Source organism: Arthrobacter sp. Rue61a, assembly GCF_000294695.2.
In the GTDB taxonomy this organism is placed as follows: domain Bacteria; phylum Actinomycetota; class Actinomycetes; order Actinomycetales; family Micrococcaceae; genus Arthrobacter; species Arthrobacter aurescens_A.
In genome coordinates, this window is sequence record NC_018531.1 from 4,224,267 (window position 1) to 4,246,664 (window position 22,398).

General features: G+C 63.8%; 21 protein-coding genes. 10 read left to right on the forward strand and 11 right to left on the reverse strand.

What is annotated here, in order from left to right:
- Window positions 1-6 precede the first annotated feature (6 nt).
- The 5 genes from ARUE_RS19275 to ARUE_RS19295 all read left to right on the forward strand — a co-directional run bounded on the left by ARUE_RS19275 (window position 7) and on the right by ARUE_RS19295 (window position 4,310).
- Window positions 7-1,524 carry a rhamnulokinase gene (locus ARUE_RS19275; protein ID WP_014922967.1) on the forward strand — a complete coding sequence of 506 codons (1,518 nt, stop codon included), beginning with the start codon at window positions 7-9 and terminating at the stop codon, window positions 1,522-1,524.
- Between the two features lie 54 nt (window positions 1,525-1,578).
- Window positions 1,579-2,157 (forward strand): helix-turn-helix domain-containing protein, encoded by a 579-nt coding sequence (locus ARUE_RS19280; RefSeq protein ID WP_014922968.1) that lies wholly within the window; start codon window positions 1,579-1,581, stop codon window positions 2,155-2,157.
- 187 nt (window positions 2,158-2,344) lie between these two features.
- The gene (locus ARUE_RS19285) at window positions 2,345-2,710 is read left to right on the forward strand and encodes a hypothetical protein (protein ID WP_014922969.1); all 366 of its coding nucleotides are present in this window, start codon (window positions 2,345-2,347) and stop codon (window positions 2,708-2,710) included.
- Between the two features lie 79 nt (window positions 2,711-2,789).
- The gene (panD, locus tag ARUE_RS19290; RefSeq protein WP_187329901.1) at window positions 2,790-3,221 is read left to right on the forward strand and encodes an aspartate 1-decarboxylase; all 432 of its coding nucleotides are present in this window, start codon (window positions 2,790-2,792) and stop codon (window positions 3,219-3,221) included.
- A 162-nt stretch (window positions 3,222-3,383) separates the two neighbouring features.
- Window positions 3,384-4,310 (forward strand): AEC family transporter, encoded by a 927-nt coding sequence (locus ARUE_RS19295; protein ID WP_014922971.1) that lies wholly within the window; start codon window positions 3,384-3,386, stop codon window positions 4,308-4,310.
- A gap of 7 nt (window positions 4,311-4,317) precedes the next feature.
- On the opposite strand, the gene ARUE_RS19300 is transcribed toward ARUE_RS19295, so the two are convergent.
- Window positions 4,318-6,954: a trehalase-like domain-containing protein gene (locus ARUE_RS19300; protein ID WP_014922972.1), complete on the reverse strand. Its 2,637-nt coding sequence runs from the start codon at window positions 6,952-6,954 to the stop codon at window positions 4,318-4,320.
- 96 nt (window positions 6,955-7,050) lie between these two features.
- Window positions 7,051-8,040: an LLM class flavin-dependent oxidoreductase gene (locus ARUE_RS19305; RefSeq protein WP_011776335.1), complete on the reverse strand. Its 990-nt coding sequence runs from the start codon at window positions 8,038-8,040 to the stop codon at window positions 7,051-7,053.
- A 278-nt stretch (window positions 8,041-8,318) separates the two neighbouring features.
- On the opposite strand from ARUE_RS19305, the gene ARUE_RS19310 reads away from it, so the two are divergent.
- Window positions 8,319-9,311: an ABC transporter substrate-binding protein gene (locus ARUE_RS19310; protein ID WP_014922974.1), complete on the forward strand. Its 993-nt coding sequence runs from the start codon at window positions 8,319-8,321 to the stop codon at window positions 9,309-9,311.
- A 103-nt stretch (window positions 9,312-9,414) separates the two neighbouring features.
- Here ARUE_RS19310 and ARUE_RS19315 read toward each other — a convergent pair whose 3' ends face one another.
- A complete protein-coding gene (locus ARUE_RS19315) occupies window positions 9,415-10,344 on the reverse strand; it encodes a threonine/serine dehydratase (protein WP_014922975.1) in 930 nt (309 codons plus the stop codon).
- A 76-nt stretch (window positions 10,345-10,420) separates the two neighbouring features.
- Between ARUE_RS19315 and ARUE_RS19320 the strand changes: the two genes are divergently transcribed.
- Window positions 10,421-10,864, forward strand: coding sequence for a GNAT family N-acetyltransferase (locus tag ARUE_RS19320; protein ID WP_238324393.1), 444 nt, complete (start codon window positions 10,421-10,423; stop codon window positions 10,862-10,864).
- Between the two features lie 72 nt (window positions 10,865-10,936).
- Window positions 10,937-12,142 (forward strand): FG-GAP repeat domain-containing protein, encoded by a 1,206-nt coding sequence (locus tag ARUE_RS19325; protein ID WP_014922976.1) that lies wholly within the window; start codon window positions 10,937-10,939, stop codon window positions 12,140-12,142.
- A gap of 14 nt (window positions 12,143-12,156) precedes the next feature.
- Here the strand turns inward: ARUE_RS19325 and ARUE_RS24515 are convergent, their stop codons facing one another.
- From ARUE_RS24515 to ARUE_RS19360, 8 genes are read right to left on the reverse strand one after another with little or no spacing between them, the layout of a single operon-like run.
- Entirely contained in the window at window positions 12,157-12,318 is a 162-nt protein-coding gene (locus ARUE_RS24515) for a hypothetical protein (protein ID WP_011776340.1), read from the reverse strand.
- Complete coding sequence (locus tag ARUE_RS19330; protein WP_011776341.1) at window positions 12,315-13,661, reverse strand: NtaA/DmoA family FMN-dependent monooxygenase; 1,347 nt, start codon at window positions 13,659-13,661, stop codon at window positions 12,315-12,317. The genes ARUE_RS24515 and ARUE_RS19330 overlap by 4 nt, the downstream gene beginning before the upstream one ends.
- Window positions 13,662-13,670: 9 nt before the next feature.
- Entirely contained in the window at window positions 13,671-14,738 is a 1,068-nt protein-coding gene (locus tag ARUE_RS19335) for an LLM class flavin-dependent oxidoreductase (protein ID WP_014922977.1), read from the reverse strand.
- Entirely contained in the window at window positions 14,735-15,562 is an 828-nt protein-coding gene (locus tag ARUE_RS19340; RefSeq protein ID WP_014922978.1) for a DUF1684 domain-containing protein, read from the reverse strand. Before ARUE_RS19340 ends, ARUE_RS19335 begins: the two co-directional genes overlap by 4 nt.
- Window positions 15,546-16,712: an LLM class flavin-dependent oxidoreductase gene (locus ARUE_RS19345; protein ID WP_014922979.1), complete on the reverse strand. Its 1,167-nt coding sequence runs from the start codon at window positions 16,710-16,712 to the stop codon at window positions 15,546-15,548. Before ARUE_RS19345 ends, ARUE_RS19340 begins: the two co-directional genes overlap by 17 nt.
- Window positions 16,709-17,701: an ABC transporter substrate-binding protein gene (locus ARUE_RS19350; protein ID WP_014922980.1), complete on the reverse strand. Its 993-nt coding sequence runs from the start codon at window positions 17,699-17,701 to the stop codon at window positions 16,709-16,711. Before ARUE_RS19350 ends, ARUE_RS19345 begins: the two co-directional genes overlap by 4 nt.
- 9 nt (window positions 17,702-17,710) lie before the next feature.
- The gene (locus ARUE_RS19355; RefSeq protein ID WP_014922981.1) at window positions 17,711-18,634 is read right to left on the reverse strand and encodes an amino acid ABC transporter ATP-binding protein; all 924 of its coding nucleotides are present in this window, start codon (window positions 18,632-18,634) and stop codon (window positions 17,711-17,713) included.
- Window positions 18,631-19,596 carry an amino acid ABC transporter permease gene (locus tag ARUE_RS19360; protein ID WP_187329902.1) on the reverse strand — a complete coding sequence of 322 codons (966 nt, stop codon included), beginning with the start codon at window positions 19,594-19,596 and terminating at the stop codon, window positions 18,631-18,633. The genes ARUE_RS19355 and ARUE_RS19360 overlap by 4 nt, the downstream gene beginning before the upstream one ends.
- Window positions 19,597-19,883: 287 nt before the next feature.
- Here ARUE_RS19360 and ARUE_RS19365 point away from each other — a divergent pair, with 287 nt between their 5' ends.
- Window positions 19,884-21,821, forward strand: coding sequence for an FAD/NAD(P)-binding protein (locus tag ARUE_RS19365; protein ID WP_014922983.1), 1,938 nt, complete (start codon window positions 19,884-19,886; stop codon window positions 21,819-21,821).
- A 57-nt stretch (window positions 21,822-21,878) separates the two neighbouring features.
- Window positions 21,879-22,397 (forward strand): GNAT family N-acetyltransferase, encoded by a 519-nt coding sequence (locus tag ARUE_RS19370; protein WP_014922984.1) that lies wholly within the window; start codon window positions 21,879-21,881, stop codon window positions 22,395-22,397.
- Window position 22,398 lies beyond the last annotated feature (1 nt).

Below are 22,398 nucleotides of genomic sequence, written 5' to 3' on the forward strand. Positions count from 1 at the left end.
CCAACAGTGACCAACGGAACCACCACGCACACCGCCCCGGCATACGCCGGGGCGGTGTGCGCTCCCGCAGACATCAACGCGGTGTTCGCCGCCATCGACATCGGAGCCTCCTCCGGCCGCGTCATGCTCGGCCGCGTCTCCCCCTCCACAGGCGTCTCCCTCGAGACGATCCACCGCTTTCCCAACGGAGTAGTGGAGCTCGACGGCGGCCTCCACTGGGACTTCGACGCCCTGTTCGCCGAGGTGCTCAAGGGACTCACGGCGGCCGCTTCCGTGGCGGCCACGAACGGCGAGCGCATCGTGAGCGTCGGCATCGACACCTGGGCAGTGGACTACGGCCTGGTGAACAAAGCCGGCGAACTCACCGCGCAACCCTACAGCTACCGGGACGAGCGCAGCCGGGCCACCGTGGGACGGGTCCATGCGGTCATTTCCCCGGAGAAGCTGTACGCCACCACCGGCTTGCAGTACCTGCAGTTCAACACTTTGTACCAGCTGGCGGCGGAGCCGAACCTGGACGGGGTACAGGCTCTCCTGATCCCGGACCTGATCGCGTTCCTACTCACGGGAGAGCGTCGGACCGAGGCTACCAACGCTTCCACCACGGGTCTCTTCGATGCCGTCAAGGGCGAGTGGGCCACCGGATTCTTGGATGCCTTGGGGCTCCCCCGGAGCATCTTCCCGCCGCTCATCCAGCCCGGCGAAACCGTGGGCACACTGTTGCCGGCGATCCTGAAGCAGACGGGCTTGCCCGCGGATGCCACGGTGGTGGCCGTGGGTTCCCATGACACAGCATCAGCCGTGGCGGCCGTCCCCGCTGACGGAGACGACTTCGCCTATATCTCCTCTGGTACCTGGTCCCTGGTGGGCGTGGAGTTGGACGCCGCAGTGCTGACCGAAGCGAGCCGTAGCGCCAACTTCACCAACGAACGCGGCGTGGACGGAACCATCCGTTATCTCCGCAACGTCGGCGGCCTGTGGTTGTTGAGCGAATGCCAGCGTTACTGGGCTGCCCAGGGATTGAGCCAATCGCTTCCGGCCTTGCTTGAGGCCGCTGCTGCCCTTCCTGCCGGCGGTCCGCAGATCAACGCCGATGATCCGGCCTTCACGGCACCTGACAACATGCCTGATCGTATCCGCGCAGCTGTGCGCAACACAGGTGCGCTGCTCCCGGACCGGCCTGCCGCCGTCGTGCGTTGCATCATGGACAGCCTTGCGGCCGGTTACGCCAGAACGCTGGCCGATGCCGAGCGGCTCACCGGTCGAAGCACCAGCGTGGTGCACATAGTTGGAGGCGGTTCCCAGAACCGGCTCCTGTGCCAGCTCACCGCAGACGCGACTGGCAAATCCGTGATCGCGGGACCTGTGGAAGCGACGGCGCAGGGCAACGTCCTGGTGCAGGCGCGTGCTGCGGGTGTAGTCGCGGGTGGCCTAAGTGAGCTGCGCGCGCTCGTTGCGGCGGGAACGCAACTGGTGCGGTACGAATTTAGGGATGCTTTTGCGTCACAATCAGGAGGATCCTAGTTAGAGCCGAGTCTACGACGAACAAATGTAACCGAATGGTGCCATCATAGAGCAATGAACATGAACGCGGAGGCTGTTGGCCGCACTATGCGCGAGCGACGGAAAGCCCTCGGCTATACGCAACAAGCCCTGGCTGACTCCATAGGGACTTCCCGCAAGTTTGTTGTGGACCTGGAATCAGGAAAGGAAGGTGCATCCTTCGGGTTGGCCCTGAAGGCGATGCGAGTCCTCGGCCTGGAAATAACCTCCCATGAGAGCTCTTTCCATGAATTCGCGGCTGACTTTGCACGCACTCTGAACGAGGGCGACTACCACTACGCCATCCGGTTGCTGGGCGAATACACCAACTCCTCGCTCGCTGCGGGCCGGGCACTGATGCCCGCTGCCCCTTCCTTCAATGACGACGCTTACCGGGCAGCACTTGGCGCAGTCACGCTATGGGTCTCAGCAAAGACCGGCTCTCCCGCACCAAAGTGGGCGAAAAACGCCAAGGCATCGTCGCAGCCGGTTTTCCTGGCCGAGAAGCTCCATCCGATCAGTGACCGAATGAAAGACCTCATTCGTAGTGAGACTCCCGCTGAGATCGCTGCAATGAACGTATGGATCCGCGAGAGAGATTTGGCCACGGTTTGAGGGTGCTCGAATTCCAACGTGCCGACGTGGTTGAACTGCTTCGCTAATTGGAAGCCCGGCTTGGAACCCGCGGCGTCACCTTAGACATCCAAATCGTAGGTGGCGCCGCACTCCTGCTGCATGGCATCTTGGACCGCGCAACCAGCGATATTGATGCACGCTACACTCCCATTGGCGACGTGGTGAAGTGGCCGCAGCCATGGAGCAGGAGTACGGGTTGCCCCCGAAGTGGCTAAACAGCAATGCAGCAGCCTTCCTCCCCGAAGAAGCGCGGTGGATCGCCGACCCAAAGGGGACCTCATCAGCCATCCAGCTCGCCGACCTGCCCACCTTGGCTGCAATGAAGATAGCTGCGGAGAGGGCGAAAGACATTGAGGACCTTGGCCACATAGTGCTGGCACTGGGGATCGAAAAAGCCGGCGACCTCGTGCAACTCGCTTTCGAGAAATATGGCGAGCACTCTATAGCTCTCAGCGCACCAGCAGACAATTACGAAATCGTTGCTGAAGAAGCAATGGCCGCAGCCAGAGCCTTGCGTCGGCCACCCAGCTAGCCTTTCACTAGCGCTAAGAACGCGAACGTCTGGTACGTCACAGCGCCGGGTGAGGGTGCCGCGCTAAACTGATCGCATTATGATCCGCACAATGTTCAAGTCCAAGATTCACCGCGCTACGGTGACCCACGCCGACCTCCACTACGTCGGTTCGGTCACTGTCGACCTGGACCTCCTGGACGCGGCCGACATCCTTCCCGGCGAGTTCGTCTCCATTGTTGACGTCACCAACGGCGCCCGGCTGGAGACGTACACCATTGCCGGCGAGCGCGGTTCAGGCGTGATCGGGATCAACGGCGCGGCCGCCCATCTGGTACATGTGGATGACACGGTCATCCTCATTACCTACGCAGAAATGACCACGGAAGAGGCCCGGACATACGAGCCCAGGGTGGTCCACGTGGGCAAGGACAACAAGATCCTGCAGCTCGGCAACGACCCCGCTGAGGGCCACACTCCCGGGCTCATGCGCCCTCCGCACGCACTCAGTAACGCGGCGCACCTCAGCTAAGGCTCCACAACAAACGCTCGACGTCGGCACTCACCGGAGTGCCGACGTCGAACGCGTCTACACGTCCGTATGACGGAACTCTCGGCAGAAAACGCTTACTCGGACGGCGATTCTGGCTAGGCTGGGAACCGTGATCCAACGATTCCCACACAGCGCAGCCTCATGATTGGTGTCCTGTCCGGGTTCTTCGTGGTGTGGGCCATCATCCTGGTGGGCATGTTCGTTGGACGCCGGAACATCCTTGGCGAGAATGCCCGCTCCGTCCTGAGCTCGCTGACTTTCTTCGTGGCGAGTCCGGCGCTCCTGTTCGAGACCTTGAGCAAAGCCAAACTGCATGACGTCTTCGCCGCCCCTTTGCTGGTGACTGCGGTGGGCGCTGTGGTGACGGGCTTGCTGTTCTTTCTGATTGCGAAGTTCTGGCTGAAGCGGGCCATGCCCGAAGCCCTGATGTCCTCCATGAGTTCCTCCCTGGCCAACTCCGCCAACCTTGGCATCCCGATTGCCGTTTTCGTCCTGGGTGACGCGAGCTACGTGGCACCGCTGCTGATCTTCCAGCTGGCGTTCTTCACGCCCCTGTACCTGATGGCCCTCGACGCCAGCACCAGTACGCACCGAACAACTCCCCTGCGCTTCCTGCTGATGATCGTGAAGAACCCCATGATCGTGGGCTCGGCGCTGGGCCTGTTGGTGGCGGGTACGGGTTTCCACGTCCCGACGCTCATCCTGGAGCCGATCCACCTGATCGGCGGTGCCGCGATTCCGGCCATGCTGATGTCCTTCGGCATGAGCCTGAACGGATCCAAGCCGTTGCAGAAGGCCTCGGGGCGGAGAGTGGATACCCTGCTGGCAAGCGGCTTCAAGCTGATTGTCCACCCCCTGATCGCATACCTGTTCGCCCGCTTCGCGCTGGGCATGGACGGGCACGCACTCTTTGCCGTGGTGGTGACATCCGCGCTTCCCACAGCCCAGAATGTTTTCGTCGCGGCGAACCGTTACCAAGCGGGTATTACCGTGGCCAAGGACACCGTTCTCATCACCACCATCGTGGCCGTGCCGGCCATGATCGCCGTGGCGCTGCTGCTCACCTAGCGCTGAGTTACTCCACGTCCGCACTCGCCAGATAGTGGTCCAAGAGCTGAGCGCAGCGGATGAAGCCCAGATGCGAGTATGCCTGCGGGTGGTTGCCCAAGTGTGTTTCCGTACCGGGATCGTACTCCTCCGGCAGCAAGCCCGTTGGCCCGAACAAGGCCACCAGCTGGTTGAACAGCTCCAAGGCATCATCCAAGCGGCCAACGGCAAGGTACGCCTCGATCAGCCAGGTGGTGCAGATGTGGAAACCGCCCTCCAAACCCGGCAGTCCGTCGTCGTACCTGTACCGGAAAACGGTGGGCCCCACACGCAATTCCCGCTCAACGGCAGTGACGGTATCCAGGAAGCGCTGGTCCTGAACATCCAGCAGGCCCGAAAGCCCAACGTGGAGGACGGCGGCGTCCAGGTCAGGGCTGTCGTACGCCACGGTGTAGGACGCGGCGGATGAATCCCAGCCTTCGCGGAGGACTTCCTCGCGGATGGTTTGGGCAGTAGGCGCCCATTCTGCATGAGGCGAACGACCGTGCAAAGCTGCAGCCTGGAGGGCCCTGTCCAGCGTGACCCAACACATGACCTTGGTGTACACATGGTGCCTGGGGGGCCTGCGTGCTTCCCAAATTCCGTGGTCGGGCTCGTGCCAACGGGCAAGCACCGCATGGGCCATCTGCTCCATGAGGAACCAGTGCTCATCGGGCAGGAACCCGCGGCGCTCGGCAAGATCATGGATCAGCTCGGCGATGGGACCGAACACGTCCAGCTGCACTTGGTGGTCTGCCGCGTTGCCGATCCGGACCGGACGCGAGCCCGCATAACCGGGCAGGCTCTCCACGATTGCCTCCGTGGACAGAGGAGAGCCGGTCACCGAGTAGAGGGGGTGCAGCCACTCGGGCCCAGGAGCGTTCTGGAGGATGCCGTCCAGCCAGGCAAGGAACCCGTTGGCCTCCTGCGTGGAGCCCAACGACACCAGCGCATTCACTGTCATGGACCCGTCACGCAGCCAGCAATACCGGTAGTCCCAGTTGCGGGTTCCCCCGATGCCCTCAGGCAGCGATGTGGTGGGCGCGGCAAGCACGGCGCCGGTGGGTTCGTGGACGAGCGACTTCAGCACCAGCGCGGAGCGCCGCACCAATGACGTTTTGATGGTGGGCAGTTGCAGTGCCTTGATCCACTCCCGGGAGGACTGCCCGACGGCGGCACGCCGGTTTGGTTCGCCGTCCGGGTCAGCGGGTGGTGGCTCGGTGTCACCGCAGCGAAGGTTCAGCACCACAGGACCGTTGTCCAGGGGAATCTCGGCGGTAGCAGTGGCGTATTTACCGTCGCTGGTGATCATGAAGGTGACGCCTTGCGCGGAGAGGATGATCGGATCCGAGGTACCCATGATGTGGACTTCATTGCCACGGATCTCCATGCCGAAGGGGGCATTGGCGTAATCAGGCCTGGGGGCAAACACCACACGCGCAGCCCCCGTTCCGGAGAGGACGCGGACCAGGCTGGTAATGCCTTCCGGCGCGGGCTCCAAGTAATCGGTCACGGTGACATCGGCCCAGCGGGTCTCCACAATCATGGTGTTGTCCACATAACGCTGCGCCAGCACCTGTGAGGCCTTCACCGGCTCGATGCTGAAGTGGCCGGCGGGCTCACCGCCAAGAATGTGGGCAAAAATCGACCCGGAATCCGGCAAAGGATGGCTCATCCAGCACACTTTGGCGTCCGGGGTAAGCAACGCGGTGGAGCTTCCGTTGCCGATCATGGAATGCCGTTCCAGGCCTACCGCGTCTTCGCCGAACAACCATGCCCGCCGAAGTTCGAACAACAAAGCCAGCACGCGGGCAAAGGCCTCCGGGTCCGGAAGGGTATGTGCCGCCGTCGTATCCCCCGGTCCCACGTGCAGGCCAAGGTCCGGTCCGCGCAGGGTGGCGATCGCTTTTTCGTCACTCTCGGCGTCGCCGGCAAAAAGTGCGGCGCTGACGCCCAGCCGCGCACGAAGCTGCTCCAGGGCCTGGCCTTTGGCCGGTTCCTCAACGGTCAAATCCAGCACCGTTCCATCAATGATGAAATACAGCCCGAACTCGATGGCTATCTTCTGCGAAACGAAGATCACCCGCTCCACTACCTCGGGAGTCGCCGGGCGGGTATGCACGGCAACACCCACGGGTTTGCGGACAACGCTGATGCCCTTCTCGGAAGCAACGGCTTCGGTCAACGCGGCGGCCACTTGTTGAAGCAGCTGCTCCGTGGCGAGGGAGAGCGTGTAGGCATAGCCCATGTCGAACTCCACGCCGTGGGACCCCACCAAGTGAACCTCTGCCGGCAGCCGGGACACCGCCGCCAAATCCCTCAGGGACCTACCCGAAATGATCGCGGTGTGCGTGTTGGGCAAGGCGGCCAGCGCACGGAGTGCCACAGCAGCACTGTCCAGCGGCAACGTTTCCGTGGAAACACCCTCAGCGGAGCAGAGCGTCCCGCCATAGTTGCATGCCACCAGCAGCCCGGGCACCCGGGCGAGTGCCCTGAGTTCCGAGAACAGCTCGGGCGTGATGCCATGCTGCGCGTCGGATTGGAGGACGGTCCGGAGGAGGCCAAGCGGGAGCGATTTCATCAGCAGTGCCGAGTCGGCCACTGCTTGGTTCAAGTGCGTAGGCATGGCGAATCCTTCCGAAGCGGATAGCTATAGTCTCCGCCCGGACGGTTTCGCTTGACTACCTAGTAGATTGCGAATGCGTAAAGCTTTTCCTTGGATTTATGCGCTCACAAGCCCGGCAACCTCGGCCAGCAGTTCCACGGACCGCAGGCGCTCTTCGGTGCCGATGCTCTGGTGGGCCACGATCAGTTCATCAGCATCAGCGAACGCCGCAAACTCGTCGAGGTAGTCGCGCACAACATCCTTGGTACCCACGGCGGAGAACTTCATCATCTGCGCGATGTGCTGTCCCTGAGGGGAATCGAGCACCATGTCCGCTTCGTCATCGGTGAACTCGCGGCCGCCACCGAAGAACAGTGACACACGGGCCCGCTTCACTGCGAGATGGATGGCCTGCGCCTCGGCGTTGGAGTCCGCGGCAGTAACGTTCACGCCGGCGATCACGTGCGGCTCGGACAACTGATCCGAGGGCTTGAACTCGCGGCGGTAGACGGCCACAGCATCCTGCAGAGCGGCAGGGGCAAAGTGTGAAGCGAAAGCGTAGGGAAGACCCAACTGGGCGGCCAACTGGGCGCCGAAGAGCGAGGACCCCAGAATGTACAGCGGCACGTTGGTGCCCTTGCCCGGCGTCGCTTCAACACCTTGGATGCGGGTGGGCCCAGTGAGGTAGCCCTGCAGTTCAAGGACATCCTGAGGGAACCTGTCCGAGGACGTGTGGTCGCGCCGCAGCGCGCGCATGGTGTTCTGGTCGCTGCCGGGAGCCCGGCCCAGGCCGAGGTCGATCCGCCCCGGATGCAGCGTTTCCAGCGTGCCGAACTGCTCAGCGATGGTCAACGGCGAGTGGTTGGGCAGCATGACACCGCCGGCCCCGAGGCGGATGGTGTTGGTGTGCGCGGCGACATGGGCGATCAGGACACTCGTAGCCGAGGACGCAATGGCGGACATGTTGTGGTGCTCGGCGTACCAAACGCGGCGGTAGCCCAGCTCTTCAGCCTTCTGCGCCATGGCCACGCTGCCCGCGAGACTTTCCGCCACCGTCTGGCCCTTCCCGATGGTTGCCAGGTCGAGGATGGAAAGAGGAACAGTCACGGTGGAGGCCTTTCGGTACGTTTTGCGGTGCCGCACGGTTGATTGCCGACACTCTAGCGACAACGACGGCGGCACCCGGCTTATTTCTGTGAGTTGCGTCGCGCGGTGCCTCGGCTTGTGTTTTGTGACCCTGTTCGACGCCCGATTAACTGCCGTGAACCCCTGTATCCCCGCGTTTCGGAGCACTTTGACCGCCTCCCACGGCTGCCGGATAGTTGCAGCCACAAGTACGCATCAGACCTCTCTGTCCATGATCAGGACAAACCCAAGGAGAACCAATGGCACGTTTTGCAGGCAAGACCGGCGTCACAGCGGCGCTGGCCGCTACCGCTCTGCTGGGGCTCGCCGCCTGCTCGGACCCGGGCGCGACGGCGGCAACGGGAGCGTCAGCCCCGGCGTCGAGCGCTTCTTCCAGCTCGTCCACGAAAGAATTCAACCTGACCCCGCAGCAGGACCGCATCAAGGTGTCGGTGGACTCCGCAGCGGCTGCGCTGGTTCCGGACGCCATCAAGGCGGACGGCAAGCTGACTGTGGTGACCACCGGCGGCACTCCCCCGCTGAGCACGTTCGCCACGGACAACAAAACGCTGATTGGCAGCGAAGTGGACATTGCCTACGCGGTGGGCGAGAGCCTGGGCCTGCAGGTGGAAGTGCTGCCGGTAGCGTGGGCAGACTGGCCGTTGGGCGTCGAATCGGGCAAGTACGAGGCCGTTCTTTCCAACGTCACGGTCACCGAAGCGCGCAAGGAGAAGTTCGACTTCGCCACGTACCGCAACGACCTCCTGGGCTTCTACGCGAAGACGGACTCGGACATCTCCACCATCAAGGAAGCCAAGGACGTGGCCGGCAAGCGCATCATCGTCGGCTCAGGCACCAACCAGGAAGCCATTCTGGTGCGTTGGGATGAGGAGAACAAGAAGAACGGCTTGAAGCCGGTTGAGTTCCAGTATTACGACGACGACTCCGCCTCCCAGCTCGCCCTCCAGTCAGGCCGCGCAGACCTCACGTTCGGGCCCAACGCGTCCGCGGCGTACAAGGCAGCGAAGGACGGGAAGACCAAGGAAGTGGGCACGCTTGACGGCGGCTGGCCCCTGAAGGCAGAAATCGCCTTCACCACGCAGAAGGGCAACGGCTTGGCTGTGGCCGCTCAGGCTGCGCTCAACACCCTCATCAAGGACGGCAATTACGGCAAGATCCTGGATCGCTGGGGACTCGCCTCCGAGGCAATCCCGGCGTCCGAACTGAACCCGGCAGGCCTGCCCAAGAAGTAGGAACCGCTGTGGCAGGGCACCTGCCGACGCCGAATCCCCGCCGGACACCAACCGGCGGGGATTCTTGCGTTCGCTGACCCAACGTGGGTGCGGCCGGAAGTGGTTAGAAGTGGGAGGGATCGGTGTTGGCTCCGCAGAGGATGACCGCCACCGTTTCCCCGTCGTTCGGTTTGTATGCCCCGGACAGCAACGCCGCGTAGGCAGCCGCAGCGCCGTGCTCCACGACGATGCGATGCTTCTCCCACAGGGCACGACGGGCCTGGACAATGTCCTCGTCCGAGACCAGCAGGCTTTGAACACCGGCGCGTCGGGCAACTCCGAAACCGATCTCCCCGATGCGCCGGGCGCCAAGGGAGTCCGCAGCAATTCCGGAGACGGCCACGTCCACAGGCTCGCCCTTGGCCAACGCGGTGTGCAGTGTGGGGACCGTCTCCGGTTCGACGCCCACTACACGAGCCCTGCCTTCGGCGGCTGCGGCAATGCCGCCCATCAGTCCACCGCCGCCTACAGCAACAAGGATGGTGTCGACGTCGGGCAGTTCATCCAAGAGTTCAAGCCCTACCCCGCCCGCGCCAGCCACGATCTCGGGCTGATCATAAGCGTGGCAATACACAGCGCCCTTCTCCTCGGCGAAGCGGATCGCGGCGGCGTAGGCCTCCGCGTATTCGGCGCCGCCTTGGACCACCTTGGCACCACTGGCGTACAGCTTGTGGACCTTGTTTGCCGGAGCCGACTCGGGAACGAAAACCGTGGCGGGGACTCCGAGTTTGGCGGCAGCGTACGCGTTAGCCAGGCCTGCGTTGCCGCCGGAGGCCACCACGATACCTACCGCGGGGTCCAGCTCACCGCTTTCCTTGGCCGTGAGCAGGCGGTTGAAGGCACCACGGGCCTTGAAGGAGCCGGTGTGCTGCATGTATTCGCACTTGAACCACAGGTGATACGGCTCCTGCTCGCCACTTTCCGCCAGCGGCGTATGCCGAACCCACCCGGCTGTCCGTGAGTACGCTGCTTCTACTTCTTCGCGTGTGACCATCGTGGCTGCACCTTTCGTCCGTTTCATCCTATGGTTTGCGTGGCCGCCTCGGACCCAGCCGAATAGGCTTGTTCACATGTCCGTCGACTTTGTCCTCCGTCCCTCCGTAGCCTCCGACGCCGCCTGGATTGCCGAACTTCGCGCCGTGGTGATGCGCCCGGACCTTGAGCGACTTGCCCGATGGGATCCGATCCGGGTCCGTGAGCGCTTCCTGAACGCCTTCCAGCCGGAACACACGTACGTCATACATTCCGATGGCGTGGACGCAGGAGTGATCGCCATCAGGCCCGAGCCGGATGCCCGGTGGATCGAACATTTCTTTGTTGCACCGGCCCACCAGGGCAAGGGGCTCGGCAGCGCTGTGCTGAGGCACGTCATGTCGGCTTCCGTTGACGAGCGGCCGTTCCGCCTGGATGTGTTGCAGGGAAGCCCGGCACGGCGTCTCTACGAACGGCATGGCTTCGTGCTGGAATCCGAGGACCCGATCGATGTCTTCATGATGGCGCCTGCCACCCCCTGACCCCGCGCCCGGAAGTGCGGTAACCTCAGCACACACCACGCGGCAACGACGCGATACTTTCCGGGGGGAAAAATGGGGATTCTTCGATCGCGCTCGTTGAGGCGCGCAGCTACCACCGCAATGGCATTGGGACTCTTGGTTTCCGGGCTGACTGCTGCCGGCCCAGCCACTGCAGCATCCCAGCCGACACCGTATATCGACGGCGTCCCTTACGTCGGTTCTGAGATGCGCCGCCAGTACAACTACGACTATTGGGGTTGCAGGAACCCGGACGGCTCCGGAGATGCGATCACCCTGGAGTGGTTGCGCAACGGCGAACCACTTCCTGCCGAGCGTCAGGGTGAAACTTTGCGTGTCCTCCCTGAGGATCAGGGCAGCCGCATCTCCTTGAGGGTGTACCCGCTCACGCCCGGCGAACCCGGCTGTCCCACCGGGACACAGCTGAGCGCCGAGACGAAGCCCATCAAAGCCTCCAGCCGCGCCATGGGCTGGACCGGGCGCGGCAATTTCGAGCCGCTGGCCCGCACACACGACGGCAGGCTCATCCTGTACCCGCGGACGTACACCTATTACAAAGGCATGTGCGAGGGGCCGTGCCCGGTCTATTTCGGCGCGTGGGATGAACCCCGGCAGGTCGGGGCGGGTTGGAATATGTTCAACATCGTTTTCTCTCCCGGAGATTTTGATGGCGACGGATTCAACGATCTCCTGGCGAGGAACGCCTCCGGCCAACTGTTCCTTTACCGCGGAGACGGCGATGGCGGTTGGCTTCCCACCCGCCAAGTAGGTGCCGGGTGGAACATTTTCGATTCCATCGTGGGTCCCGGGGATTTCAACGGTGACGGCACCAACGATGTCCTGGCCCGGAACGCGGGCGGTGACCTGTTCCTGTACCCGGGCAACGGAAACGGCGGCTGGCTCGCACCAAGCAAGGAGGGTTGGGGCTGGCAGGTCATGAACAAGATCATCCCCGGCGGCGACATGAACGGCGACGGCACCGTGGAGGTCTTCGGCCGGGACCACAGTGGCGGCCTGCAGTTGTACTCCGCCGACGGCCAAGGCGGATGGGGTGCCCAGGCGTATATGGGTGGTGGCTGGAATGACTTCCAGGATGTGGCGGGCCTGGGCAGTTACGCCCACCAGAAGTACAACAACCTTGCTGCCATCAATGGCAACGGCGACCTCGTGTTGTACTCCACTGGCGCCATGACCACCGGTCTCTACGGGCCCCAGGGTCCTGTCGGCAGCGGCTGGAACGTGTTCAGGGAACTGCTCTAGTTCCCTGAGCCGGACTAGAGCGGCTGGCTCCCCACCGTCAGTTGCAAACTGACCGTTCCGCGCGAAACGTCGACGACGGCGGCACTTGAGTCGCCGCCGTCGGGCGCTGTTCCGCGTCGGCCCGGCTGGAAGCCGAGCCGACGCAGCAACGTCTTCAGCAGGTGACCTGCCTTCATGAAACGTGCGCCGACTCTTCGGAGCGCACCGGCGTTTCCAGCCCCAGGTTTTCGCGCAGCGTGGTGCCGCGGTATTCCGTGGGGTAGACGCCGCGTTCCTGGAGCTCAGGCACCAGGTGGTTCACGATGTCGTCCAAACCCGTGGGGATGAGCCATGGCGAGATGTTGAAACCGTCCACCGCCCCAACCCGTGCGAACTCGGCGAGATGGTCGGCCACTGCGGTGTAGGAACCCGTGAACGTGGCGTCGATGCGAGCCGTTTTTGAAGTGACGAACTGGCGGATGGAGAGGCCCTTGTCCTTGGCCTCGGCCCTCCACTGATCGGCAAGCTGGCGGGCCTTGGCACCGTGGAAACCACTGCCGCGCGTTTCGGAGGTTTCCTCCACAACAGGATCAATCTCGGGAAGGGGACCGTCGGGATCATAGGAAGAGAGCTCCCGGCCCCAAAACTGTTCCAGGTAGGCAATAGCCTGCTGCGGACCGATCTGCAGGCTCCGGACCCAAGCCTTCTTCTCCTGGGCTTCCTGGTCCGTGGCGGCGAGGATGAACTCGCTGGCCGGCATGATCTGCACGGCGTTGGCACCGCGGCCGGCGGCTACGGAGCGCGCTACGATGTCGCGGCGGAACTCCACGGCGTCGTCGAACTTGGGGTGGGCGGAGAAGATCACGTCAGCCTGGCGGGCTGCGAAGTCGCGGCCGTCCGGGGAATCGCCGGCTTGGAAGAGCACGGGGCGGTACTGCGCGCTGCGCGGCAGGCGCGGGGTCACATCAACGGTGTAGTGCTGGCCTTCGTGGAGGACTCGTCGCGCAGGTCCGGTGGAAGTTTCCCACGAGTCCCAGATGCGCTTGGCGGTCTCCACGAACGCCTCGGCATGCTTGTAACGGTCGGCGTGGTCCAGGTATCCGCCGCGGCGGAAGTTCGCGCCGGTCCAGGCGTTGTCCGTGGTCACAATGTTCCACGCGGCCCGGCCTCCGGAGATCAGGTCCAGTGAGGACAGGCGGTGTGCGAGGTCCGCGGGGTCGTTGTACGTGGTGTTTTGCGTGGCCACCAAGCCGATGTTCTTGGTGACTGCGGCAAGTGCGGCAAGCATGGTCTGGGCGTCAGGACGGCCCACCACATCCAGTGCATGGGGACGCCCGAGGTGTTCGCGCAGGCGGAGGCCTTCACCCAGGAAGAAGGCTGCGAACTTGCCGCGCTCGGCGGTCTGGACGATGTGGCGGAACGACTCGAAGTCCGTCTGCGAGCCTGATTCGGGAGCCTTCCAGATGGTGCCGGAGTTGACGCCCTGGAAAAAGATTCCGAAGTGGATGTGGCCGCTCGGCTGGAAAATGTCGCGTGTCATGGTGTTCCCCTACTTTCCGGCGGCAACAGCAGCCGCGGTAGTGGTCGAATAGCGGTTCTCCGCCGGAGCCAGCCCCAGCAGCTCACGGAAAGTTCCGTCCTGGACAGGAGCCTTCAAGGAACCGCGGCGACGCAGCGCCGGGAGGACCAGCCGTGAAAGTTCTTCCAGCTCCACGTCCAGAACAGCTGGGTGAAGACGAACGCCGTCGGCTTCCTGGAGAAGTGCATCGAGCAACTCAGTAAGGCCGGCAGCCGAGCCCACAAACCGAGCAAGCCCGTTTTCCTGCAACTGGACCGGGCGTGAATCCGCAGCCTGCCCACGCGAGTCCAGGACGACGTCGAGCTCTGCCACAACGGCCACTGAAGCACCAAGCCGGGCCCTCACATCGCGGATCTCGGCAGCGAGGAGCTCCGGCGTCGGAGCGGAAACCAGCACGGCGTCCACCGCGTCAGCGGGCACCAGGCCCTCGCCCACCAATGACGCCGCGGCGAGCACGGGGAGTTGACCCTGCAGCGGCCGCGGGATGATGGACGGGCCCTTCACGGAGTAGCCAGTACCAGCGAAGTCTGCGGGAGTTTCGAAATCCGCGTAGTGCAGCTTGTCGACGTCGATATACCGCCCGGTGGCGACATCGCGGATGACGGCGTCTTCCTCCCAGGAGTCCCACAAGCGGCGGCCCACCTCAATGGACGCCGCGGCTTCCTGCGCCAGTGCCTCGCCCTGCACAAAAGAGCGTCCGACGGCGGCAGCAGCCTCGGGTGACTCAGCTGCGGTAGCGATCCACCCGGCACGGCCCCCGGACACATAGTCCAGGCTCGCGAGCTGCGTGGAGACGTGGAAAGGCTCCGTATAAACGGTATCCACCTCAGGGACCACAGCAATGGTCCGGGTCACCGGCCCGGCAAAAGCCGCGCGCTGGAGGGCGTTGGCCCGCCCGGCCTCCGGCGTGTCCTTGAAGGTTGCCGCATGGAAACCGGCGGACTCGGCCGCGAGGACGGCGGTGGCAAGGTTCTCATAACCCGCGCCGTCAAGTTCAATGGCCAGGAACCCGGCCTTGCGTTCTTCGAAGGTACTCACTGCTGATCCTGACGTTCGTAGGGAATCTTTTCGCCTGCTTCGATGGCCACGGGAAGCCGGTTTTCGGCGGGCGGCAACGGGCAGGTGGCGAGGTCGGTGTAGGCGCACGGCAGGTTCACGGCCCTGTTGAAGTCGAGCTGCACGGAGCCATCAGCGGCGGGGACCACGGACAGCGAGCGGTTGGCCGCATAGGTGGTCTTGCCGGAGGTCTGGTCGGTGAACAACACAGATAGTGACCCCGGCGCGTGGCCGTTGAACGCCGTCAGCGCGAGTTCCTCACCGGCCAGTTTGAAGCGAATCTCCCCCGGAGCTTGGTAGACGTGCTGGATGCCCTCGACGGCGGCACCCACCGTGGTGGGGCGCGGAGCCTCGAACGGGACAAAAGTGCCAGCCACAGCAAATGCAGCATTGGGCGTGTAGGCGGGCGTGCCTTGGTACTCCTGCAAGAGCTGATTCTGCGGGTTTCGGGGCCGGACGATGTACTCGCCGCCCCGCTTGGCCACCTCGATCACCGTGTCGCCGGAAACCAGGTTGATGCCACCGCGTTCCTCGATGGGACCCAATTCCACAGGAGTGCCGTTGTTCAGTTCCACGCCGTCCAGCAGCAGGCTTTCGCCCGGTTCCAGGACAACACGTACGACGTCGTCCTCCGCCTTCCAGGTGCCAGGCGCACCTTCGAGTCGGCTCGCCTCGCTGCTGAGCCAGTGCAGGTGGGTCACGGCGAGGAAGCCATGCGGGTGGGCACGGTGCCGCTCGTGGGCGTCGTGCCATTCCTGCCATTCTTCGTCGAAGGATTCGAGTGCTGTATCAGTGTGCAAAGACATGGGCGTTGTCCGTCCTGTTGAAGGCATGGTCTGCGGTGACTGCTGCTGCGGCGTCGGGTTCTGTGGCCCCGGCAAATTCGGGTCGGCCCGCGAAGGGATCCCCGGCTTCCCACAGCGTGGTGGGCGCCGAGGCCCGGACGGCCGGGATGACCTCCAGCGCGAAGCGTTCCAAGATCTCCAGCTGCTGTTCGAAGGGCAGCGTGGTGGGCAGGGAGATCGACTGGAGATCGTGGTTGTACAGCGAGTGGTAGCTGAGGATCTTGTCGATCACCTGCTCCGGGCTGCCTACCAGGGCAGGCCCTTCGGCCACGGCGTGCTGGATGTCGCGGAAGGGCGAGTTGTTGCCGGGGACGTTACGGTTGGCTGTCAGGCCTTCATACACCGGACCGTACTGGCGGATAGCTTCCTGCGTGGTGTCCGCAATGAAAACACCGCCGGCGCCGCTGCCCGAGCCGAGGTACTGGTGCCGCGGATCGTGGCCGTAACGCTCGTACTCTTCGCGGTAGTGGTCGATCAGGACCTTGTAGTTCTCACGGGGCTGGATGGCGTTGGCCGTGAACAGCGGGTCTCCCCACTTGGCTGCGAGCGCAGCGGACGTCAGGGTTGTAGCCGAGCCGTGCCAAATACGGGGTGAGCCTGCAAAGGGGCGAGGCGTCGTGGTGGTTGGCTCGGTGAGGGCGGGTCTGAAGCGGCCGGACCAGGTGACGCTCTCCTTGCGCCACAGCGTGCGCAGCAGCGCGTACTTCTCGGCCAAGAGATCCCATTGCTCGTCCAAAGACAGGCCAAACAACGGGTACTGCAGAACTTCATTGCCTTTGCCGATCACCAGTTCCAGCCGGCCGCGGCTCAATTGGTCGATGGTGGCGTAGTCCTCTGCCACACGCACCGGGTCCAACACGGAGAGCACTGTGACGCCAGTTTGGAGGCGGATGCGGTTGGTGACGGCGGCAATCGCTGCGAGGACCGTCGTCGGGGATGACGAGACGAACTCACCGGCGTGGCGTTCACCCACTGAGAAGCTGTCGAAGCCGAGTTCCTCAGCCCGCTTCGCCGTCTCCACCACCTGGTTCAAGCGGTCAGCGGTGGACACGATCTCCCCCGTCACCGGATTCTTCAGGTGGGGAATGATGTCCAGGACTTGGAACTTCATTTGCCGGTACCAAAAGTTGCTTCGGTGACTGTCTTGGATTCGGGGATGGCTTCCTCGGAGAGGCCCCAGCGTTCCAGGACTTTGCCGTACGAGCCGTCCTTGATGGTGGAGTTCAGGGCGTCCGTGATGGCCGGAGCCAGTCCGTTGCCCTTGAGGGTTGTGGCGGCGACGAGTGTTTCTGCGGGCCAGCCGGCGTTGACCTTGCCCACCACTTTAAGGTCATCGCGGGTGTTCTCGCGGTACGTCACCGATGGGTACGGTGCCAGGTTCAGGTCGGTACGGCCCGAAGAGAGGGCCAGGATGGTGTCTGCGTCGGAGGAGTAGTACTGCAAAGTGGCCGGTGCCTTGCCCTTGGCTTCGAGCTCCTTGTTCCAGGCCAGCAGGATCTTCTCCTGGTTGGTGCCGGAGCCCACGGAGATCTTCAGTCCGGAAATGTCGTCCGAGCCCTTGATGTCGTAGGTTGAGCTCTTCTTCGCCTCAAAGCCCATGTACGCGGCGCGGTAGGTGGAGAAGTCGAACAGCTTCACACGGGCTGCGTTGATGCCCACGTTGGAGAAGACGGCCTCGAAGTCGCCGGACTGGGTCTTGAGCGGCCAGTTCTCCCACGATGTCACTTGGAGGTCCAGTTCCAGCCCGAGCTTGTCGGCCACGAGCTGGGCGATGTCCACCTCCACCCCGATCGGAGTCTTGTCGTCCGTGGCGTGGAAGGACAACGGAATGGACCCCGCAGTGGTGGCAACGGTCAGCTTGCCGTCCTTGGCGATGGCTTCAGGAACAGCAGAAGCTGCGGCGGCGTCTTTCTCACCGCGGATGCGGTTCTGGTCCACGGACGTGTTGTAGACAATCCCGTTCTTGGCAGCTTCGGACTCCGGCTGGGCTGCCGACGCTCCAGGATCGGAGCACCCGGCCAGCACGGGAAGCACGACGGCCGGAAGTACAGCGAGTGCCAGAATCTTGCGTTTCTTGGTGGAGCTGGTGGTGCGAAGCATGGGGATGTCCTAGATGTTGAAAGCTGGTTCGATGACTTTGGAGAAGAAGCTGCGGGTGCGTTCCTCGCGGGGGTTGGCGAAGATGTCCTGCGGTGTGCCGGACTCCACAATTTGGCCTTGGTCCATGAAGACCACGGTGTCCGCGACATCCCGGGCGAAGCCCATCTCGTGGGTCACCACAATCAGCGTGGTGCCGGACTTGGCGAGTTCGCGGATGACGTCCAGGACCTCGTTGACGAGTTCCGGGTCCAACGCGGAAGTGGGTTCATCGAACAGGAGGATCTTGGGATCAAGTGCCAGCGCCCGGGCAATCGCGACGCGCTGCTGCTGGCCGCCGGAAAGCTGGCGCGGGTAGGCGTCGGCGCGGTCCTTCAAGCCAACCCTGTCCAGAAGTTCCAGGCCGCGTTTCCGGGCTTCGGCTTTGGAACGCTTCTGAGCCACGATGGGCGCCTCAATGACGTTCTCCAGCGCCGTGAGGTGCGGGAACAAGTTGAAGCTCTGGAACACCATGCCAATGTGGGTGCGCTGCTTGAGGATGTCCTTCTCACGAAGTTCGTGGAGCTTGTTCCCGCGGACTTCGTAACCCACTAATTCGCCGTCAATGGTGATGTAGCCGCCGTCGACTTTTTCCAAGTGGTTGATGGTCCGCAGCAGGGTGGACTTGCCGGAGCCGGACGGGCCGACAATCACAGCCACCCCGCCTGGCGGGACGGACAAGGAGACGCCCTTGAGGACTTCGGTGGCGCCAAAGGACTTCCGGACATTGGTGATGTCCACTTGGCCGCGGGTAGCCGTCGTCGTACCGGGCCGTGCCGCTGTGGCGGCCCGTGCCGCCGTCGTGCCTTCCGGAGCCGCGGCCGAAGCGGCAGCCTGCTTTTCCTCTGCGACCTTTGCCGCCGTTGCGGATTCTTTGCCTGCAGCGATGATGCTCATCGGGCGTCCTTCGTGGGAGAGGCAGCAACGTGGGTGGTGAAGAACTTACGGGCCTTCTGCAAGGGAGTAAGCGGCAGGGTCCGCAGGGCGCCCTTGGAGAAGTGGCGTTCGATGTAGTACTGGAAAACGCTCAGTACCGAGGTGATCACCACATACCAGAGCGTGGCGACCAGCAGCAGCGGAAGCACCTGCTGGGTCCGGTTGTAGATGACCTGGACCGTGTAGAAGAGCTCGGAGTAGGCAAGGACGTAAACGATCGAGGTGCCCTTGACCAAGCCGATGATCTCGTTGAACGCGTTGGGCAGGATGGCGCGCATGGCTTGCGGCAGCACAATCCTGGTGGAGCGCTTCCACGCCGGGATGCCCAGGGCTGAGGCAGCTTCGAGCTGACCCTGGTCCACGGACAGGATGCCGCCGCGGATGATCTCGGCGGAATAAGCGGCCTGGTTCAGCGTGAGCCCCAGGACTGCAGCTGCGAACTGGCTGATGAGCGTGGTGGTCTGGGCCTCGAAGAAGCGGACGTCCGTGAAGGGGATGCCCAGGCTGATCTTCTCGTAGAGGTAGCCAAGGTTGTACCAGAGCAGGAGTTGGACCAGCAGCGGTGTGGAGCGGAAGATCCAGGAGAACGTCCAGGACACCGAGACCAGCAGCGGCGAGGCGGACAGGCGCATGAGAGCCAGGATGAAACCGAGCACAAAGCCAAGGACACCGGAAATGGCAGTGAGCTTGAGGGTCTCGATGAGTCCGTTGACCACCGACTGGGCCGTGAACCATTCGGCCACCACGCCCCACTCCCAGCGCGGGTTGGTGACCAGCGACCACGCAATGGCTGCGACGCCTGCAGCTACCAGTACGGTACCCACCCATCGCCAGGGATGCCGGGCCGGGACCAGCTTGTACTCGGCGTAATCCGGGGTGGGCGGTGCAGTTTCCGCCGTGGCAGGCGGTGCGATTGCACTCATGCGCCACCTCATTTCAGATCGGTTGTTGTCTATCGGATGGCTGCCAATCTAGGGCCGCGCGAAACCCGGCAGCAAGGCGGGAATTTGCACTTCTTCACTGGACTTCGCGCGGCTTCGCCGGAGTTCGCACAGCGTCACAATCTGCGTCACGAGACGTCCTATGAGACGTGGTTTTGCGCGTTTTAACGCTGCATGACGTGTGGTGAACGGCGGTTACCGCCGCCTCGACCGGCAGCCTGCTTCGTCCTTAGATTGGGCATCACCAACCACTGCTTTCAGGAGATCCCATGCCGTCTCGAGTACCCGCCATCGCCTTCATTGGCGGCGGCCCGCGCACGGCCGGCGTCCTGGAACGGCTGGCCGCCAACCGTCCCGCGTTGTTCGCAGGTCCCCTGCACGTCCACGTCATCGAACCACACCACCCCGGCTCCGGGAGGATCTGGCGCTATGACCAGGATCCCGGCCTGCTGCTGAACTCCACCGCTGCGGACGTCACCATGTTCACGGATGCCTCGGTGGCCTGCGATGGGCCTTCCGTTGACGGACCCGGGCTCTCCACCTGGGCGGCAGGGGTGTTGGATGGCAGCATCCGCGACGTTCCCGCTTTCGAGCCGCACCTGCTCCACCAACTCCGCGCATTGACTCCCGCGTCTTTTCCCAGCCGGCAGCTACAGAGCAAGTACCTTGAGTGGTTCTTCCGCCGCGCCGTTGGGGCGCTCGGCCCGGACGTCACAGTGACAGTGCATCGCGACACGGCCACCGGCGTCTCGGCGGCGGCGGACGGCGGGCACGACGACGATGCGCACCGCGTGCGGCTGGCTTCCGGCGCAGAGGTGGTTGCCGACGTCGTGGTTTACGCGCTGGGCCACACCGACTCCCTGCCCGATCCCGAATCTGCACGCCTCAGCGAATTCGCTGCCCGGCACGGCGGGTTCCATGCGCCGCCGTCGTACACCACGGACGTGGACTACTCCGGGATCGAGTCCGGGCAGGACGTGATCGTCTCCGGCATGGGGCTCGCGTTTGTGGACCTGCTGGTGCTGCTGTTTGAGGGCCGCGGCGGCCGCTTTGAAGAAAGGCCCGACGGCGAACTGGACTATGTGCCTTCGGGCGCCGAACCCCGCGTCTGGGCAGGATCACGACGCGGCGTGCCGTACCACTCCAAGATCTCCTCCGTCCTGCGGGGCGAGCCGATCGCCCGTCCGCGGTACTTCACCGCAGAGGCCATTGACGCCCTGCTCGCAGAGCACCAGGAACTCGATTTCCGCACACACCTGTGGCCCCTGATCGCCAAAGACGCCGGCTACGCCTACTACCGTGAGCTGTTCACGGGGTACCCGTCCCGCGTGGTGGGTACCTGGGCCAGCTTCGAGGCGAGGTTCGACGCCCTTGATTGGTACAGCGCTGCCCGGGAAGAGCTGGCGGCATTCTCCGTGCGGGACCCCGCGCTGCTTCTGGACCTCGAGAAACTGGACCACCCCCTGAGCGGCTGCGCGTTCGCCGATCACCAGGCCGTTCAGCGCTCGGTGGCCGCGTACATCCAAAACGACCTCAACCTCCGGACCAGCCCGGACCATTCCGAGACCCTCGCCCTGTTTACCGCCCTGTTGTTCGTGTACATGGACTTGGGGCGTTTGGTCCCGCAAGAGCGGCTCAACGCGCGCTCCCAGCAGACCATCCATGGTTGGTGGCACGGATTCTTCAGTTTCGTGGACTCGGGGCCGCCCGCGCACCGGCTGCGCGAGATGCTGGCCCTGCACAGGGCCGGGCTCCTGAAGTTCCTGGGCCCCGGCATGTGGGTCCGCGCCGACGACTCTCTTGGCAGGTTCGTAGCCGGGACGTTCCAGTCGCCCGTGGTGGTGGATGCCTCTGCGTACATTGAGGCGCGGCTGCCTTCTGCGTCCGTGGAGCGTTCCGCGAATCCCGCCTTGGCTGACCTGCACGACGCCGGATGGGGCACCGAACAAAGGCTCCTCACCTCCGAGGGCGCCCACTCCACCGGGAAGCTCCTGGTCTCCGGGAATCACCAGGTCCTGTCCCCTGTTGCTACTCCACAGAGGGGTTTGTTCGCGGTAGGCCCGTGGACGTCCGGGTGGGGCGCGGGGGCTTTTGCCCGCCCCAACACCAACGCAGCACCCTTCCGGGAGAACGACGCCCTGGCGCGGAGCATCCTGTCCACGGTTGCCACCACCCGCCCAACTGAGTCGCAGTTAACGCCGTTTTGAGCCCTCAAAACGGCCTCAGCTGCTACCTACTTGGGTTCCACCTACGAAAGGCCTGACATGACCACCACCCCCACCCTGCCGACGTCGGGCCTTACCGTCCTCAGCCTGCCCATGCGCGATCCTCGCGTTCGCCCGCTCCTGGACGAGCTCGCGGTCGAATACGAAACCCGCTACGGCAACCTGTTCGGCACCGGCGGCGCTGCGGAGGAACTGAACAGGTACCCGGCCGAGGAATTCGAAGCTCCCCACGGCGCCCTGATCATCATTCAGGAGAACGGCGAGTCCGTGGCTGGCGGCGCGTTCCGCCGTTACGACCAACACACAGCCGAGCTGAAGCGGATCTGGACGCACTCAGCTCACCGCCGCCGCGGTTTGGCGCGGCTGGTGCTGGCCGAACTGGAAAACGAGGCTCGACGGCGGGGCTACAGGAAGCTGTACCTCACCACCGGGCCACGACAGCCGGAAGCCAAAAACCTGTATCTGGCAACGGGCTACAAAGCACTGTTCGACCTCGCTGCGGACCCCGAGGACATCAAGCATTTGGCCTTCAGTAAGGATCTTGCCGCGCACAGCTAAG

Coding starts and splice junctions, on each gene's coding strand:
- ARUE_RS19280 (WP_014922968.1), top strand. CDS start 1,579: ATGAACATGAACGCGGAGGCTGTTGGCCGCACTATGCGCGAGCGACGG.
- panD (WP_187329901.1), top strand. CDS start 2,790: ATGATCCGCACAATGTTCAAGTCCAAGATTCACCGCGCTACGGTGACC.
- ARUE_RS19295 (WP_014922971.1), top strand. CDS start 3,384: ATGATTGGTGTCCTGTCCGGGTTCTTCGTGGTGTGGGCCATCATCCTG.
- ARUE_RS19300 (WP_014922972.1), bottom strand. CDS start 6,954: ATGCCTACGCACTTGAACCAAGCAGTGGCCGACTCGGCACTGCTGATG.
- ARUE_RS19310 (WP_014922974.1), top strand. CDS start 8,319: ATGGCACGTTTTGCAGGCAAGACCGGCGTCACAGCGGCGCTGGCCGCT.
- ARUE_RS19315 (WP_014922975.1), bottom strand. CDS start 10,344: ATGGTCACACGCGAAGAAGTAGAAGCAGCGTACTCACGGACAGCCGGG.
- ARUE_RS19320 (WP_238324393.1), top strand. CDS start 10,421: ATGTCCGTCGACTTTGTCCTCCGTCCCTCCGTAGCCTCCGACGCCGCC.
- ARUE_RS19325 (WP_014922976.1), top strand. CDS start 10,937: ATGGGGATTCTTCGATCGCGCTCGTTGAGGCGCGCAGCTACCACCGCA.
- ARUE_RS24515 (WP_011776340.1), bottom strand. CDS start 12,318: ATGAAGGCAGGTCACCTGCTGAAGACGTTGCTGCGTCGGCTCGGCTTC.
- ARUE_RS19330 (WP_011776341.1), bottom strand. CDS start 13,661: ATGACACGCGACATTTTCCAGCCGAGCGGCCACATCCACTTCGGAATC.
- ARUE_RS19340 (WP_014922978.1), bottom strand. CDS start 15,562: ATGTCTTTGCACACTGATACAGCACTCGAATCCTTCGACGAAGAATGG.
- ARUE_RS19345 (WP_014922979.1), bottom strand. CDS start 16,712: ATGAAGTTCCAAGTCCTGGACATCATTCCCCACCTGAAGAATCCGGTG.
- ARUE_RS19350 (WP_014922980.1), bottom strand. CDS start 17,701: ATGCTTCGCACCACCAGCTCCACCAAGAAACGCAAGATTCTGGCACTC.
- ARUE_RS19355 (WP_014922981.1), bottom strand. CDS start 18,634: ATGAGCATCATCGCTGCAGGCAAAGAATCCGCAACGGCGGCAAAGGTC.
- ARUE_RS19360 (WP_187329902.1), bottom strand. CDS start 19,596: ATGAGTGCAATCGCACCGCCTGCCACGGCGGAAACTGCACCGCCCACC.
- ARUE_RS19365 (WP_014922983.1), top strand. CDS start 19,884: ATGCCGTCTCGAGTACCCGCCATCGCCTTCATTGGCGGCGGCCCGCGC.
- ARUE_RS19370 (WP_014922984.1), top strand. CDS start 21,879: ATGACCACCACCCCCACCCTGCCGACGTCGGGCCTTACCGTCCTCAGC.